Here is an 18,371-nt window from a genome sequence, read left to right on the forward strand (position 1 = left end):
TTAGAATATCTTATATATTAATATCCTTTTTTACTATAAATATAGAAACTGCAGTAGTAAAACTACCGCAGTTTATACGCTTAAATACTAACCCATTAACTTGCTAACAATAGCTCCAACAGCACCACCAACAGCTCCACTAATCGCAGCTGTAGCTAACATTGCTGGAATTACAAATTCTTCTGGAGCAATATTACTTACTGTTGGTTTTTCATAATCTTTTGTTTCAAAAAAATTCAAGTTTTCTGCTTCTTTTAATACTTCAGCCATATTTTATACCTCCTTAATTTATTTGATATAATATTAAATATTAATTATATCCTATTATCAATCCCATTGCTTCTAATTTTCTAAGACAGATAGTAACATCTTTTTTTAATTCTAAAACAGGGATACTTTTAAAATGTTCATGTAATAAATTAGCTAACTGATTTATATTTTTCTTTCCGTCACAACTATATAAGATAAAAGATGATGTCTCATTTAACGAAACCAAAACTCCTATATTTGATGGTAACACTATAAAATGATCTCCATCTCTTCTCATTTTATATTTTGCAGGTATCGGCATTCTATCATGAATTAATTCATAAAATTTATCAATCATAATATTCTCCCCTAATTATTTTAAATTCTTTCCAAAAGAATATCTTCATCTAAATTAACCCTAGATTCTATTGTTCTTAAATCTTCCGAAGACTTTATATTATTAATATATTCAACTACTTTAGGATGCTTCCACACATCTCTACCTATATTATCCCAAATAGAATATATATCTTCTTCCAATATATTTCCTATCTTAAAAGGTGCAATACAATCTATTTTCACGTCGCCATTTGGTCTAATTAACATCACTCCATTTACTTCTGTAGCTTTAATCCTTAATCCTAACGGCTCTTCAGCAGAAGCTATAACTTGCATTTGCCCCTTATATTGTTCTGACTTTTTAGCTATTAAATCATATGCCTTTATTTTTTCTTCTTTGCTTAATTCTAATTTTTCTCCATTTATTAATGCTCTTCCTGTATACGTGAAAGGACCTGTCACAATTCTCTTAGCTCCTAATAAATAAGCTAGATCAATCATCTCCTCTAAGTATTCATAGTTTTTACTTACTATAGCATGTGAAATTACTAGTGGAAGACCTGCTCTTTTAACTAAATTAGCTGCTTTTATTGCTTGATCCCAACATTCTATACCTCTTACATAATTATGTAATTCAGGTCTAGAACCATCAATGCTAACTTGAAACCAAGTATACTTAAATTTTGCCAATTTTTTTATTAAATCTTCGTCAATTAACAAACCATTTGTAATGAATATAAATTTGACATTATATCTATCAAGAACTTCCATTATTTCAATTAATCCATCTCCTAATGTAGTTGGTTCTCCGCCTGATATGACACATTGAAAAATTCCTAGTTCTCCTAATCTTTTAGCTATAGTTTTCCACTCCTCAATGGTGAGTTCTTTTTCTTCATGAAAACCTCCAGATTGATTGTAACAATGTATACACCTATGATTACACTTATATGTTAATTCAAGTTGCACACCAGTAGGGTACTTATAATTATCTGGAAATAATTTCTTTTTGATTTGATTTTTCATTCCATTTTCATAATTTTCGAAGTAGTCTTTAGCACAATACTCAATACCGTTCACGTCGCACAAATGATTGTTCAGTGCTTCAAAATTTGTTAAATCAAGTCCATTTCCCATACTTTACCTCCATTTTAATACTAAAATTTAGTTATATTCTAATTTAATAACTTTATTTTTGCCTATAATCCAAGAAATTATAAAAATAACCATACTCACTATTCCTAGTATTATCATAATAATCCCTATATTATCTTTAACAGATACAAAAAAATTAATTCCATACAATAACGCTACTAAAAATAAAGCAACAAAAGTATATGATGATATTTGTCCTATAATGGCACGTTCCTCACTCCATAAAAAATTTATAGGAATAGATATTCCTCCCGATAATAATGAAACTGAAATTGATAGTCCGATTGAAGCCAATAAATCAGATAAGTCAAATCCTCCCTTGATATAGTAACTTATAAAAGTTATAACAATTCCTATTACTATTCCAATAAAAACCATTGCTAAATATAATAAATATTTAGTATTCAATAGTGTATCTTTTGGCAATGGAGTTAAAGCTATAAATTTATCCCATTTAGTATTTTTTTCTTTTGGTATTGTAATAAGTATTACTGATCCTAAAGCGATTGGAAAAATAATAATAAACATTTCAGTATTTATTAAAAATGAAGTTCCTATACCTATAACTACCATAGCAACTATTAGCATTTTTAAACTATTTCCCAAAAAGTATAAATCCTTAGTTATTAGCCCCTTCATAATTACACCTCCTCCCTACTATAGTTAGAACAAATAAGCATTGTTTCATTTAATGTAGCATCATCAACTATTACATCATTAAGTTTTTCTCTAAAATATTCTTTGTCATTAATTAAAATATCATATCCATAAGAGCTTTTTTTATACGCTATTACATACTTTTTTTCTATATTCTCTAATATTTTTTCTTCATCTCTTATTACACCCCATTCATATATTATCTTATCTTTATTTTCTGATAATAAGACTTTTCCATCTTTAATAAATATTATATAATCTGCTATTTTTTCTAAATCATCCATTATATGGGATGAAAATAATATCGAATGAGAAGAATCTTGTACAAAATCTAAAAACATATCTAATATCTGTTCTCTAGCCACAGGATCAAGTCCTGTGGTTGGTTCATCTAAAACTAATAATTGTGGATTATGCGATAAAGCAACTATAAGAGATAATTTCATTTTCATACCTTTAGAATAATCTTTTATCTTTTTACCTCTATCTAAATTAAATTCACTTGCTAACTTATAAAATTTTTCTGTATCCCACTGTCTATATATTTTGCACATTATATTATTTACTTTTACAATATCTAAATTCTCTGGAATTACGTTATCATCAATAACAACTCCTATATTCTCTAAAATAAATCTATTGTCATTGATATTTTTTTCTCCTAAAATTTCAACTTCTCCTTCATCTTTTTCGATTAACCCTAATATAAGCTTTAAAAATGTGCTTTTACCTGCTCCATTTTCGCCTATTAATCCAACTATATTTCCTTCATATACATTAATAGAAACATTCAAATCAAATTCACCATATGTTTTTTTTAAACCCCTGCTTTTAATACTAGACGCCATGCTATTCATCCTCTCTATATATAACTTTTACCAACCTAATAAACTCTTCTTCTCCTAAATCTATTTTCTTTGCACTTTCTATTGCTTTTTTTAAAAGATCTTCTGTCTTTTTTCTTTTTTCTTCTAAAAGTATCTCTACATTTGCTTCCAAAACATAGCAACCCTTACCTGGAGATGTTTCTATGAATCCTTCACTCTGTAACTCATCATATGCTCTTTGAACGGTTATGATACTTACTTTCAATTGCTTCGCAAGCATTCTCATAGAAGTTATTTTGCTTCCAGGTTTTATTTTACCAGTAACTATCATAGTTTTTATCTGGTCATATATTTGTTCATATATAGGAATAGTTCTATTATTACTTATTATTATCTTCAATATTATAGCTCCTTACTCAAAACATTTTAGTTATGTAATGTGCGTACTGTCTATATATATACAGTTTATTACTTTTTTTAAAAAATGTCAATATTATTTTTAAATTATTTTGTCGGTTACACCTGTTATAGTTCCTACCACTGAATCTCACAGCTATGATTCGCTCTACTTGGAAGGCTCATATCATTGCCCACTTCCCCATAGATACATATCCTTAACAGACCGCTTATTTGGTTTTCAAATATCATCTGTAAATAAGATATTGTGTTTTTACCATTCTTCCCATATGTCCTTAATCTTGGAATTAAGCCTTATTTTTTTGCTTTTCCATTATTGTGGAATTGATATGATATAACATTTCTTAAGATATTTTATGTAAAGGAGGTTATCTATCATGAAGTGTAAAATAACCTTACAGGAACGCTTAAAAGATTTAAGATTTGCACATAATTTGAATTTAGAGGAATTAGCTAAGCTAATAGGCATTTCAAAATCTGCTTTAGATTAACTATGAAAACGATAAGTATATGGAAAATAATCATGCTAGTTTAATTAAACTTACTCATTTTTATAAAGTTTCTACTGATTATCTACGTTGTCTTACTTAAAATAAAAATCACTCAAATACAGAGCTTATAAATCTACATTTGAGTGATAATATAATTTATTTTTTAAAATGTGAACTATAAATGACTGATTACTAAATAAAATTACTACACACGACAAGTTTAAGTAACTTATGGCAGATACAGAAATTTTCTTGCTAGTATTAGTACTATACTTTTTTAGGGACTTCTTCTGACTTTATGTTTAGCCCCCATAATTCAATTATTTGAGGCAGAATTTTAAGACTCATTTAGAACTTTGTTAGAATCCGATTTTTCCATCAAAACATTAGTTCTAAAAGTTCTGGAATAAGAGCGATTTATAAGTCTCCGTCATATCCAATATTTTTCTCAGTTAAGACTGTTTCAATTTTACTGAGTGCAATCCTACTTTTATAATCTGTTATCTTATTATTTATACATCAATACTACAATCTCCACATATAACACCATTATACAATCTGTTTCAACATGACAAAAAAATAAAGGCAGTCCGAAGACTGCCGATATTTACCTCTCTGCGCCTTTGCTATGTTCTTTCTTAGTTGACTTAGTTTTGCCATCTGTCTTAAAGCTTTTTATTTGCCCTAATATGGACTTTTTGTCTTTATCTTGACTCTTTACCTGTTCTTTTGCTTTTAAGAGCTTAGAATACAAAATACGAACATTTTCATGTTCCTTTCCGTTGTTGTCAATGCTTGTTTTTACTTGACCAAATATTTTAACAAAATCTCCTTTTTTTAGATTCTCTAAATCTTTTGTCTTATCTCCATAGGCTGAACAATTGGTATATACTTTATTTCCATCGTCATCTTTTGAAACAATTGAAAAATTACTTACTTTAAACTTTTCTCCATTAGCATTTTCTCGTTCAAGATTTTCTACTTGACCTGCTATATTACCCACGAGATTTATAAAATCATCTTTTTCTTCAATTTCGCTGACATTTTCAACAATCTTACCTTGTTCTTTCATATCATCAATCATATAGTCAAAGTCATCACTTAGTAGACCCGTAGTGTCATTGTTCATATATAAAACATAGACTTCTTCAAGTGCTTTTTCATCATTAACACCCTTTTCTATGCTCACAAGTGCTTTTATAAAGTCCTTGTAATTATCATTCATCATTTCTTCTAAATTTTCTCTAATATCTTTGTATTCCATAATTTCCTCCTTTTACTAAATAAGGAGAGCTTTTCGCCCTCCTCTACCTTTCTTGTCCTTTTTCGTTTTTTTCTTGATTTTTATCTTTTTCTTCTTCAGATTTGAATTTTGATATTTGTCCCAATATCGATGGTTTCTCTTCCCTTGCGTGAAGATTATCCTCTACATCATAAGTCGATTCAAAGTAATCACTATCTTTAAAATCATTGTCATACCTATCTGGTATTCCGTCATTGTCAAGATCTTTTGCTAGTGAATCATAGAAGTTTCCGTCATCATCTATTTCTAAGCCTAAGGCTTGTTTTAAATCTTCTTCATCTACTGATACCAAATCATCAAAACTTGACATCTTTATGGCTTCAGTCATATATTTAAGAGCTTGTGAGTTAGATATATCTTCTTCTACAAAAGATTCTGTTCTAATAGCTACATCATCTACATACTGAGTCCATGTTTTTTCTTCCAAATTTACCTCATATTGAATAGAGTGCTTTCCATCTGGTGTTTCTGTATAGGCAAGTCCTATATGACTTAAATCAGGATATAGTTTGTCAAAGTCTTCATAGCTATTAGATTCTGAAAACTCATAGTTAGAATAATCAACTATCGCCCTCTTTAAATCTTCTAATAGTGGTGATTGGTTTTCTAGTTCTTCTACTTCTCCCATATCTAAAAGTTTATTAATTTCAGCTAGTCTTAGTGTCTTATCCCTTAACTCATCTGCTTTTTCAAATGGTTTAGTTAATTCTACTTTGGCATTTTCTAAAGATTTTTTATAATTTTCAAGATTTTGATTTAATCTTTCAAGTCTTGAAGGCATTTTTTCAATGGCATTATCAAGCCTTGTTATATTGCCATCAGTAGAGTTTGAAAACTCTCCAAAGTATTCTGCTTTTCCTAGAAGTTTAAAAGTGTGAGTATTAGTCATAAAGTTATATGAAACTTGTAAGTCTAAATTTCTATATTTACCAATGACCTTGCTATCATTTATCTTTACCTTTTTTATTTCTTCTAACAGCTTCTCTCCAGCCTCTTTCTTATCTAAAATTTTATTTTCACCAAAACTGATTGAAGTGAATTTACTATCTCCTTCTCCTAATTTCTCAACATTTGCAATATCTTCTTTAGCTGCTTTTATTTCCATTTCAGTTTTTAAAATACTTTGAGGATAAATTTTATTTACCTTATCTTCAAGCTTATATTTATTAGATTTATAGTTTGCTTCAAACATTTTTAATTTTGTAACTTCGTTATCTAAATCCATCTTTTCTTTAATTAAAGGATTGCCAGTAGCTAAAGCCTTAATTTCTGAATAAGATAGACTTGCTTCATCAACATCTTCTGCAACTCTTACTGGAGTTTTTGAAGTCATAATTTGAGAAATGAATTTTTGCTTATTTTCTATTGTCTGCCATAAATACGCATCGAAGGTGTTCTCTGTTACATATCTAAATATATTTACCTTATCATTTTCATTACCTTGGCGAACTATTCTACCACTTCTTTGCTCTAGGTCAGACGGTCTCCATGGGACGTCTAAATCGTGCAAGGCTATCAGTTTATTTTGTACATTTGTACCTGCTCCCATTTTTTGAGTAGAGCCTAATAAGACTCTTACTTCTCCTCTTCTTACCTTAGAGAACAATTCATCTTTTTGTTTGTCTGTATCTGCTTCGTGGATAAAGGCTATTTCTTCTTTTGGTATTCCCATATTCACTAGCTTGTTTCTAATATCATCATAGATATTAAATTCTCCATCTCCTTTTGGTGTGGACATATCCGAAAATACTAATTGTGTTGATGAATTTTCTTTTGTCTTATCCCAGATCGAAAAGATATTTTTTACACATACATTAACCTTTGAATTAGGATTATCGGGAAGTAGTGGATTTATTAATCTTTGGTCTAGGGCAAGTTTTTTACCATCATTTGTAATCTTTAACATATTATCTTCTGTTGGCTCTACTTGGTTATTTCTAACCGCATCAGCTCTTTCTGAAATAGCTTCTAATATTTCTTTTTGTTCCTCAGTAGGTTTTGTTTTAATAACTTCAAAATTTGCTTCTGGTACTGGCAAATTTAACATATCTGAAGTCTTTATATCTGCTACTTCTTTAAACATAGACATCAACTCTGGCAAGTTATAAAACTTTGAAAATCTTGTCTTTTGCCTATAACCAGTGCCTTCTGGAGATAATTCAAAGGTATTTTCTGTTTCTCCAAAAGTAGAAGCCCAGGCATCAAAATGTTCTAATCCTCTTGCCTTTAAATCATCATATTGAAGGTATCTTTGCATGGTATAAAGCTCTGTCATTGAATTTGATATTGGTGTACCAGTAGCAAATACAACTCCCTTTCCATCTGTCATTTCATCCATATACCTACATTTCATATACATATCTGAAGACTTAAAGGCTTCACTCTGACCTATCCCAGCAACATTTCTCATCTTGGTATGCAAGAATAAGTTTTTGTAATTATGAGCTTCGTCTATAAATAACTTATCTACTCCTAGTTCTTCAAAGGTTATTACATCATCTTTTTTAAAGTCATCGTTTAGCTTTTCCAGTCTTACCAAGAGTTTTTTCTTTGTCTTTTCTAGTTGTTTTACTGTGAAATTTTCTCCTCTATTTCTTTTGTTCTCGTCAATAAAGGAAACTATATCATCTATTTGGTCTTGTATATGCCTTACCTGGTATTCCTTAGACATTGGTATTTTTTCAAATTGAGAGTGTCCTATGATGACTGCGTCATATTCTCCCGTTGCAATCCTACCAATAAATCTTTTCCTATTTTTGGGTTGGAAGTCTTTTTTATCGGCCACCATAATATTTGCTGACGGATATAATTGCATGAACTCTCTACCAATTTGAGTAGTTAGATGGTTAGGAACTACAAATAATGATTTACTTGCAAGTCCCAACTTTTTAGATTCCATAGCAGAAGCTACCATTTCAAAAGTTTTTCCTGCTCCTACTACATGGGCAAGTAGTGTATTTCCACCATAAAGAGTCCTTGCTATGGCGTTTTTCTGATGTTCTCGAAGTCTGATTTCAGTATTCATTCCATCAAAAGTTAAGTTAGAACCATCAAACTCTCTATTTCTAATTGAATTAAATTTTTCATTATAAATCTTTTCTAGCCTATATCTTCTATCAGGATCTTCAAATATCCAATTCTTAAATTCCTCTTTAATCAATTCCTGCTTTTGACTTGCAAGCATAGTTTCTTTTTTATTCAATACAGAAGTCTTAGACCCATCATCATTTATTACTTGATCAAATACCTTTGTATCTTTTAGGTTAAGGGCATTTTCAATTAGCTTATAGGCATTTACCCTACTTGTACCATAAGTCATGTTAGCAAGGTCATTAGTTGAGTCAACACTTTTACCTTCAATGTTCCATTCACTTGTATGTGGTGAGAACCTAACATTTATATTCCACCTATCATAACCTGGTGTTTTTAAAAGATTAAAAGTAAAGTCTTCTATATCTTTTTGAGGTATCCAAGTTGCTCCTAACCTTACATTTATATCAGAAGCAGTGAGTTCTTCAGGCATAACTTCTTGTAATTTTTCTCTTTGATATTTGAGTTTGCCTAACTCATTTAATAATGTGTCTTTCTTTTCAGAAGGTGCTAAATCTATTACATTTTCAATTTCTCCAATATATGAATTGAGATATCCAATTTTTTCTCTAATATTGCCACTTAAATATTCATCAGCCGATACATATGAAAAATGAAATGGATCGTCATTATTAAAGTTTTCAAAGGGCATTCTATTATTAATTAGGTCTGTGTCCTTAATATCTAGAAATATCTCGCCCTCAAGTTCACCAATTAAGGTGTCCCTATCTTTACTTGTGATAGATTCCATATATTCAAAATCTACATATCCTTTTTGTGAAACAGATAAGACTAAAGCTTCAAGAGATGTATCTACATGGTCTACTACTTTTGCCTTTGTTATTGTTCTTTTTGAAAATATATCACTTTTAGCTTTGAAATTATCCTCATCATCAAGTATTTCTATTGATGATACCAAAGGAAAGTTTGAGTCTTCCTTTAAGGCTCTAGTATTTGATAAGGAGTTAATAAAGCCATGTTTCTTTGAAAAGTTGTCATAAACTTCATTTAACTTTGCTTGTGACTCTTTTATTTCTTCGTCTGAAAAATCATCCTTTTGCTTTTCTATTACATCTTTTAAAGCATTCATTACACCAAGATAATCTTTAATCTTTTCTTTGTTTTTATCTGATATATTCTGCTTAATTAAGACTGAGTTTTCTCTTAGATAGACTTCTTCGTCAATAATGGTGTAAGAAAAGTTCTTAACATCGTCTGTTGCTGGAAGACTTAATTCTTCATCTTCTAATAGTTCGACCTCTTCATATTTTGAATTTGAAGATATTTCCTTACTTGCAAGATCCATTAAATCTTTTAGATTTTCGTCTTCTTTTGCATCACAAGTAATAGTATTGCCAAATCTACCAGATACTTCTTTCATCTCTCCTAATACCATTTGAGGATTATCTACAAAGTATTTATTGTAAGCCAAACCCTTTTTATCAGTTGCTAGGTGTATCCAATCGTCATCTCTTTCTATAACTGAATCTCTCTTCTTTAAGAAAATAATATCTGAAGTAACTTCTGTACCAGCAAGTCCTTTAAATGTTGTATTAGGAAGCCTCATAGCTCCTAAAAACTCACATCTAGCATTAATATATTTTCTAACAGATTCATCTTTTTTATCCATAGTTCCAGATGAGGTTATAAAGGCAATAATTCCTCCATTTCTTACCTTATCTATTGACTTTGCAAAAAAATAATCGTGAATCAGAAAGTTATTTCTGTTATATTCACGATCGTTAACTTTAAAATCGCCAAAGGGAACATTTCCTATAACTAAATCGAAAAAGTTATTTGAGAAGTTTGTTTCTTCAAAACCTTTAATTTGAATATTAGCTTCAGGATAGAGTTCTCTTGCTATTCTTCCACTAAGGCTATCTTTTTCTACTCCATAAACTTTAGAGCTTCGTATTTCACTTGGCATATTACCAATGAAGTTACCAACTCCTGCAGACGGTTCAAGGATATTTCCAGTCTTAAATCCCATATCTGTTAAAGTCTTATATATTCCATCCATTACCTCTCTAGGTGTATAAAAGGATGTTAGAGTAGACTCTTTAGCATTCACATACTCTTCATTTGTTAGATTTTCTTTTAAAATGTTTCTTGCTTCGAGCCATTGACCTCCCTTTTCTTCATCAAAGACATCGGCAAGACCTCCCCAACCTAAATAGTCAGCAAGATAGGCTTGTTCATACTCTCTTGGACTCCTATTTTCATTTTCAAGTCTTTTGAGCATCTTAATAGCTTTGATATTTTTATCTAACTTTTCTGATGGTGTTAGGTATTCCGAGTAGATATGATTTTTCAAGTCATAATTTCTAGCAAAACTTAGCCTTTCCTTATTAGGTTCATAGCCTAGATTTTTTAAATCTTCTTTTCCCCTCAATAAGTTTTCGGCTGCTTGTCTTGGGACATTATACCTATCCATCATTTGGTCAATTTCAGGATTGTAGTTATCAATAAAACTTTCTTGCTCTACTTGTATTTCAATTTGTTTTTCATGCTCAGATAATTTGTATATCTCATAATTTCCACTATCTAAAAGGTCATCAATCTTTCTACTTTCTTCAAATGTTTCACCCTTATATAAAGGAAATTCTTCCCCATTAACTTCTGCTTTTGTTCCAGTTTCAATCAAGTTAATTCCATTAAAGGTATTCTCATCTTCTAAAATAAATTCTTTACCAACTTTTACTGCTAGTTTTTCTGATGTTTGACTTAGATTTTCAAAGATTTCTTCAAGGTATGAATCGTTTCTATATGGAATTACTTCCGAACCCCTAATCATACCTCCCATATACTCCATATTGTCTCTGATAGTGACAGTTTTAAGTCCTCCACTTAGTTCATCAAAATCTGTAATGGTAAATTCTTTATCTTTATATCTAACCTGATCGCCTATCTTAAATTTAGGCTCTATCTTTTCCTTAACTTCTTCATGTAAAGAATTTTCCTCACTTAGTGCAACTTGTTCTTCTAAATATGAAAATTCACGCTCATTTACTTCTTCACCATCACCAAGGTCAATCCTATAATGCTCAACCATTTCGCCATCTACATAATGGTCAAAATAGAATTTGAAATATCCGATATAATCATCAGTCATTTCTCCAAATTCATTTTCTCCAAGAGTTTGATTATGGTCTTTAACATCAATATCCTTTTGTCTTAGGATATTGATTAAGTCTTTAGTTACTATCTGCCCACTATAATCAGGAACTAATTCGTGGTTTTCATTAAATTCTACAATCCAATAATCTTTTCTATTTTCAGTATTTTTGTCATCAAAAAAAGAAGCTTCATCAGCTTCCTTTTCTTGGCTTATTTCATTTTCTAAGCTTCCACGTATTCCTTGATTGCCATTTTCTTCACTGTTGCCATCAAGTTGTTCATCTGTCCTTGGTATTGTTCTGAATCTTCTCTCATCATCTTCTCTGTCAATCCTTGGGCTTTCATCATCTTGACTTTCTCTCTCTTGATAAAGTCCACTGCTTGATTCTGGATTTCCTTCAGATGGTTCAAAAGTGTTTTCTCCTCGTACATTTCCTGAAGTTTCTTCCAGTTCTCCATGTCCTCGCTCCCTACCAGGTAAGACAGTCTTAGAACTGCGTAAGTCGGATTCAGAAATCTCTCCATAAATTCCAGATCTTTCTCCATCATATCCAGGGTTTTCTCTTCGATCTTCATCGCTATTTCTTCTGTCGCTTCCATCTGTGAAAACTCGTCCATCTCTACTTCTTGACCTATCATCTCGTCTATATAAATCATTTTGACCTCCTCTATCTTCGTTTGTATTTTCTATATCTCTATTATAGTCGCCACCGCCCCTTTCTGTCAGCAGCCTAGCACGATCTATTTTCTTAGATTTTTCTATTGTTCTATCTATAATATCTTCACTAACCCTTGATATTACAAGACCTATCTGCTCTAAAGAAATTGTATTAATCCTAGAAAAATTATTTTTTAAATTTTCCATATCCATAGGGTAGACTGTATTAAACCTATTAGCTACCGCATAAGATATTGAGTCTCTCATAAACTTTTCAAAACTCAGTCTGTCCTCTATATCTATTCTCAAATCAGCAAGAGCCAAATTAATGTATTCATCCCCATAAATTCGACTTAAAGAAAATATATTTTCATTAAGTGAATCACTAGCTTCAAATGAAGAATCTCTTATTATTTCTTTTAAAGCCTCTTTATGGTTTTCGTGATCAAACTGCCATAAGCTAACCTCATTAATATTCCTATCCATTGATGTGGTCTGACTAATATCAAAGATATATGAAACTTTTTTGTTTATATCACTTCCAACCAAAATTGGAATACCCTTTTGACCTCTCATAACAACTCTGCCAAAATATTTCTTCCACATATCAAAGGTTGCACAAGCTCTAGCTTCAGGTTCTTTGTTGTATATACTTAGTTGGCTAGAAAAATCATATTTTTGATTGTTACCTATAACTGTTAAGAGTTTTAAATATTCTTTTTCATCTTGCAAAACTTCATACTTTATTGCTTCTTGTATATTCTTAAAATCATTTACTTGCATTTCCTACCTCCATTCTATGAATTTCTTTTATAATAGCCATTAAAACATCAACCACAATAGAATTGCCGGCCTGCTTATATAGCTTGCTTGAAGTACAATTTTTTCTTCTTGGATGTGCTTCTTCTAGTTTGTTAATATCACTGTCATCAAAACCCATGAGTCTTAAACATTCTCTTTCTGTTAAATACCTATATTTACCATTTCCAATATCTATTATTCCAGAATTAGGTACTCTCATTTGTTTTGTAGAAATAGTATAAGAAAAATCTTTAATCACTTTTAGTCGCCCTCTAAAACTATTATCTATGCCTTTATTTAAGAATTTCAGCATATAAGGTTGAGTTATTGTGTAAAGTTCACTTACATCCTTTTCTAAAAATTCACTTAGTGTTCTTGTTTCTTTCCTCTCCAATTTATCAAAAGAAAAGTTATTTGCTCCAAGACATGAAACAACAAATATCCTCTCCCTTTTTTGAGGTATCCCAAAGTCCATTGCATTTAAGATTTCATACTTGCTTTCATATCCAAGGTCTTCTAGTTCTTTTAGATAAATAAAAAAAGAGTCCTTCATATTTCTATCAAGGACTCCCTTTACATTTTCCCAAATTATCCATTTAGGTTTATCTTTCATTTCTTTAATTATTCTAATTGTTTCAAATAGTAAGCTTGATCTAGTTCCTGAATTCTTTACTCCTCCCTGCTTTTTTCCTATTCTTGAAAAGTCTTGGCAAGGACTTCCATGCATAATTAAGTCTATATTTTCATTAGGTGCTTTATATCCTACTACTGATTTTGGCTTATAACTTTCTCCGAAAAGAGCGTTGTATGATTTAACACAAGCCTTATCTATTTCTACATAATCAACTATTTCATAAGGTATCTTTAAATTAATAAAAGCCTTTCTAATAGCACCTATGCCACCGAAAAGCTCTAATATTTTTACCTCATTCATTTAGATTATTCTTGTACCTATCTACAAGCTCCCTTATACTATTTTCTATTTCTCTTAAAAAGTCTTCTTTATCAACTTCGCCAGAGCTAATCTTTGCAAGTTTCATTTCCCATTCAGATGTTGTTTCTGCCGACTTAAACTTATCCTCTACAATTGATACAAGTCTATTGCCTTTTTCTGTTACAAGTAAGTTTTTCTTATCTCTTCTTATAAGGTCCTTATGGATAAGATTTTCAATAATTCCTGCTCTTGTAGCTGGTGTTCCTAAGCCTTTTCTTTCTACTTCTATGTCTTTATCCAAGGATTCTACTCCTGCATTTTCCATAGCCTTTAAAAGTGTATCCTCATTATAATGGCTTGGAGCTTTTGTAAATTTCTCCGATATGTTTTTAGAAGTTAACTTAATTTTATCTCCAGTCTTTACATCTGGTAATTCATTTTCTTGTCTTTCCTTTCCATAAGACTTTAGATACTTGGTATAACCTTCATCGATTATAGTCTTGCCACTTGCATTAAAGTTAAACTTGTCATATTCATATCTGATTTTTCTACTAGATTCCTTTAAGTTATCCGAACATGAAGCAAGTAATTTATTCTTAATTAGATTATAGATTTTGCTTTCTTTATCAGATATATCTTTAGCTTTTCCAATACCTGATATAGTAGGAATAATTGCATAGTGGTCTGTAACCTTAGATGAGTTAAAAATAGACTTAAAGTTTGATTCGTTGATTTTAAAATTTTCTTCAAGTCCTTCTAATAATTCTTTCATAGTATTAACCATGTCATCGGTTAGATACCTGCTATCTGTTCTTGGATATGTGATTAGCTTTTTTTCATACAAACCTTGTGCTAGATTTAAAGTATCATTTGCTGAATATCCAAAATATTTATTTACTTCTCTTTGTAAGGTAGTGAGATCATAAGGCTTATCTGGTTTTGTGCTTACTTCTTTGTCTTCTACCTCTGTAATAACTATTTCATCTTCTAGTAGATTTAATAGTTGTTCTGCAACTTCAATTTTATCAATCCTATCTGATACAAGTTTCAATCCTTTATAGGATAGGTCAACTGTATAATATTTTTGCTTCTTAAATAGGTTTATTTCGCTATCTCTTTTAGCTATTAAATATAGAGTTGGAGTTTGTACTCTACCAACTGAATATGTTTCCTTATAAATGCAGGAATAAAGCCTACTTAAATTCATTCCTACCAGCCAATCGGAGGTGGCTCTTGCACTTGCTGATCTATATAAGTCCTCAAAGTTTGCTCCGTCTCTAAGATTTCTAAATCCATCTTCAATAGCTTTGTTTTCCATTGAAGATATCCAAAGTCTTTTAATATTCTTCTTACATTTAGCTTGATTATATACAAGCCTAAAGATAAGTTCTCCCTCTCTTCCAGCATCACAAGCATTTATTACTGTGTCGATGTTCTTATCGTTTAAAATTTTCTTTAAAATTCCATATTGTTTTTTAGTGCTTTTAGATACTTCATAAATATAGTCCTCTGGGATTATAGGAAGAGTGTCTATTGTCCATTTCTTCCATTTTTCGTCTATCTTATCTGGACTTGCCATTTGAATTAAATGACCGACACACCAAGAAACAATGTATCCATTCCCCTCATAATATCCGTTTTTTCTTGCTCTTGCTCCAATTACTTTTGCAATTGTAACTGCTACACTTGGCTTTTCTGCTATTACTAACTTCATTAATACCTCCATAAATTAAAAAAAGAGCGAAAGATTTCTCTCTCGCTCAAAGTTTTTCTCCCGAATATTGTATTATTTTCGGGATAATTCTATTTACTTATTAATTTCTTTTTCCAGTTCTTGAAGAACTTTTATAATCTCTTCAAAGTTTGGATATTCTCCATAAATCATTTCTGACATAGCCTTATAATCTTTTTCTATTTCATAAAATCGGTACTCTCTTGGGACTAACCTTAATCTACCATGTAATGCTTCTTCATACCTTGCCCACTTCCTAGGATAAAATTTCATCTTAAATTCAATCACTTTCTTTAATAATTCCTTATCCTCTAAGGCTTTGTTTTTAAAATCTGAATTTGCTATTTTATATAAGTCATAAAAGTGTCTTGCATATCTGTGGGGCATAGGAGAAGCTTCTGGTCTATTTGCTTCATGATGAAGTATAGTTGCCTTTTCCCAAAAAGTTCTCTCTGCTGATACTGTTCTTATGCTTGTTTTTTCTTTAAATACATTTGGATAGGCTTCTCCAATTATCGGCAAGATTCCCACTTCAATTGCAGGTGTCCATGCTGCAAGACTTCCTATTTCAAGCCTTATATTTTGTGTCAAATAATTAGATTCAAAGATTTTAGGATATTTACATAGAATTGTTTGTGGATCAAGAGTATCAATCATAAATTCAAAGTCCATGTCCTTGAAATCTTGTTCTAAGACTTTTAATAATTCATCTCTTAAAAAGATTTCAGTCTTTTCATTGACTTCTTTGTTGAATTTATCCTGTTTAGTATTTGACCTTTCTAACCAAGGTTCTTTTTCTTCGTAACCTAATACTCGCCAGTCCAAAATTAAGTCTATATCTTCAGAAAATCTTTCTATAAGTCCAAAACACTTTGAAAGTGAAGTGCCACCCTTAAAGGTAAAATATTCTTTCCATTTATTTTCATTAAATAGATAGTCTAAGATAAAAGTAACCCAATAGTCTTTTTCAATAACTGCCTCAGATATATTTTTCTTTCTTGCAGTGTTTACTATTAAAACCCTTAGATCTTCTTTGTTTTCTACATAAAACTTATTCATTTTGACCCTCACAAATTTCCCTTATTACTTCATATATCCATGCAGGAACTGATTTTGATTCGTTCATTAAATCTATTCTTTCTTTTTCACTTAAGTTTTCTCTTATCTTTTGTATAACTTCGCTGGTTATATCTTCTTTACCTAAAGACTTAATTGCTTGAATAACTGTTGCAGTCTTTAGTGACATATTAGCAATTTCTCCTGGATTTACTTTTTTAAATTCTAAAACTGTATCCCCAAATTTATATTCCTTATATCTTCCACTAGATATATATTTATAGTGAGTTGGAACTTGTGTTGAAAGTCCTAATAAGTTTAAGGCTGTGCTATTATATGGTGCAATATTCCAATTGTATTTTCTTGCTATGGCAAGTGCTAATTCGTGAATTGATACTGCTTCGTACTCTCCAATTAATTCACTGTAACTTGGATTGTAATAAAAGCCATCAATTACACGCTTAATTTTTCTTTCATTAACCATTCTATTCAATGTCTTTCTAACAGTTTCATAAGAAGCAATATCTAAAAAGTCGTTGGCAAAAAATACTTTATTTGAGTCAAAATCATTTATTTTATCTGATATTTTTTCTGTATATGAACTCATTACAATCCTCCTTTGTCCCAAATATCATATCATATCTGGGACAAAAGTTCAATTGTGCTTAATTTTCATATCTTTATAATAGTTCATCGTCATCATCATCTAGTGATTCTTCATTACTTTCTTCATTGTCAGATTCATCTTCTGACTCACTAATATAATCCTCATCATCTTCTTCAAAGTCTTCCAACATTCTATCTTCCTTAGCTTTGACTACCTTAAAATAATATCCCGCTCCTATAACTCCTCCAATTACAAGTGCAACAATTAGAAATGAACCTATTCCGCTTTTCTTTTCTTCTTTTACTTGAACAACAGTGGGTTCTTCTTTTTTTACTTCTTCTTTCTTAGGCTCTTCAACCTTTATAGTGTTTTTATCTTCTGATTCAATCATATTAAGTAGGTCTTGCTCTCCTACTTCTGTTAATAATCTTACATTATCTTGATTTGATGAGTGATCCACTATTAGGTGCATAGTTTTTCCACTTTTAGTTTGAAATGTTAAAAATTGTCTTACATCTACTGGATTTTCTTTATCTTTTTCTATGTTTCCACTTGGTGTAATATCTTTTCCATTCCTATCTACATTTTCAATTACTGAACCTCGTGCCTTATTTTCCCCAGTCGCAAGATTATTTACTGCCTTTGTATTACCACCTTTTACAAGTGATGTTTTCTTAGGAGGGTTATTTGAAGGCTTATTTGCTTCACTTGTATTTCCTGGTATTCTTGGAACATCTTGATAAGGAATTTCTTCTTTTGATGGTGTAAAAACATCATCTTTCAACATTTTTTCAAATTCTTCTTTTTGTGGTTCATAGATTGATTCGTTTTGACTTTCAATCTGTCCTTCATTTGTCATCGCAAATGTAGTTGCTGGTACTGTAAATGTAAAAAGGAGTAACGCTATGGCTACTCCTCGTTTAATGCTCTTATTCATT

13 protein-coding genes are annotated in these 18,371 nt (G+C 30.7%); all 13 read right to left on the minus strand.

Going from position 1 to position 18,371, the window contains the following annotated elements:
- Positions 1-87: 87 nt before the first annotated feature.
- The gene (locus tag CUU59_RS06480) at positions 88-270 is read right to left on the minus strand and encodes a hypothetical protein (RefSeq protein ID WP_099951149.1); all 183 of its coding nucleotides are present in this window, start codon (positions 268-270) and stop codon (positions 88-90) included.
- 40 nt (positions 271-310) lie between these two features.
- Positions 311-607: a PqqD family protein gene (locus tag CUU59_RS06485; protein ID WP_099951150.1), complete on the minus strand. Its 297-nt coding sequence runs from the start codon at positions 605-607 to the stop codon at positions 311-313.
- A 20-nt stretch (positions 608-627) separates the two neighbouring features.
- Positions 628-1,725: a radical SAM protein gene (locus CUU59_RS06490; RefSeq protein ID WP_099951151.1), complete on the minus strand. Its 1,098-nt coding sequence runs from the start codon at positions 1,723-1,725 to the stop codon at positions 628-630.
- A gap of 27 nt (positions 1,726-1,752) precedes the next feature.
- Positions 1,753-2,382, minus strand: a complete 630-nt coding sequence (locus CUU59_RS06495; RefSeq protein WP_099951152.1) for an ABC-2 transporter permease — start codon at positions 2,380-2,382, stop codon at positions 1,753-1,755.
- A gap of 2 nt (positions 2,383-2,384) precedes the next feature.
- On the minus strand, positions 2,385-3,248 hold the full coding sequence (locus CUU59_RS06500) for an ABC transporter ATP-binding protein (protein ID WP_169922883.1): 864 nt from the start codon (positions 3,246-3,248) through the stop codon (positions 2,385-2,387).
- A gap of 1 nt (position 3,249) precedes the next feature.
- On the minus strand, positions 3,250-3,627 hold the full coding sequence (locus tag CUU59_RS06505; protein WP_099951154.1) for a GntR family transcriptional regulator: 378 nt from the start codon (positions 3,625-3,627) through the stop codon (positions 3,250-3,252).
- Between the two features lie 1,115 nt (positions 3,628-4,742).
- Entirely contained in the window at positions 4,743-5,399 is a 657-nt protein-coding gene (locus CUU59_RS06515) for a DNA-binding protein (protein ID WP_099951155.1), read from the minus strand.
- A gap of 43 nt (positions 5,400-5,442) precedes the next feature.
- Positions 5,443-13,086 (minus strand): helicase-related protein, encoded by a 7,644-nt coding sequence (locus CUU59_RS06520; protein WP_099951156.1) that lies wholly within the window; start codon positions 13,084-13,086, stop codon positions 5,443-5,445.
- Positions 13,073-14,038, minus strand: a complete 966-nt coding sequence (locus CUU59_RS06525; RefSeq protein ID WP_099951157.1) for a DNA cytosine methyltransferase — start codon at positions 14,036-14,038, stop codon at positions 13,073-13,075. The genes CUU59_RS06520 and CUU59_RS06525 overlap by 14 nt, the downstream gene beginning before the upstream one ends.
- On the minus strand, positions 14,031-15,752 hold the full coding sequence (locus CUU59_RS06530) for a DNA topoisomerase 3 (RefSeq protein ID WP_099951158.1): 1,722 nt from the start codon (positions 15,750-15,752) through the stop codon (positions 14,031-14,033). The genes CUU59_RS06525 and CUU59_RS06530 overlap by 8 nt, the downstream gene beginning before the upstream one ends.
- Positions 15,753-15,845: 93 nt before the next feature.
- The gene (locus tag CUU59_RS06535) at positions 15,846-16,829 is read right to left on the minus strand and encodes a nucleotidyl transferase AbiEii/AbiGii toxin family protein (RefSeq protein ID WP_099951159.1); all 984 of its coding nucleotides are present in this window, start codon (positions 16,827-16,829) and stop codon (positions 15,846-15,848) included.
- Complete coding sequence (locus tag CUU59_RS06540; protein WP_099951160.1) at positions 16,822-17,433, minus strand: DUF6088 family protein; 612 nt, start codon at positions 17,431-17,433, stop codon at positions 16,822-16,824. Before CUU59_RS06540 ends, CUU59_RS06535 begins: the two co-directional genes overlap by 8 nt.
- 73 nt (positions 17,434-17,506) lie before the next feature.
- Positions 17,507-18,370: a CD1107 family mobile element protein gene (locus tag CUU59_RS06545; protein ID WP_099951161.1), complete on the minus strand. Its 864-nt coding sequence runs from the start codon at positions 18,368-18,370 to the stop codon at positions 17,507-17,509.
- Position 18,371: the final 1 nt, after the last annotated feature.

Origin of the sequence: Ezakiella peruensis (genome assembly GCF_900215725.1) — a bacterium.
GTDB lineage: Bacteria > Bacillota > Clostridia > Tissierellales > Peptoniphilaceae > Ezakiella > Ezakiella peruensis.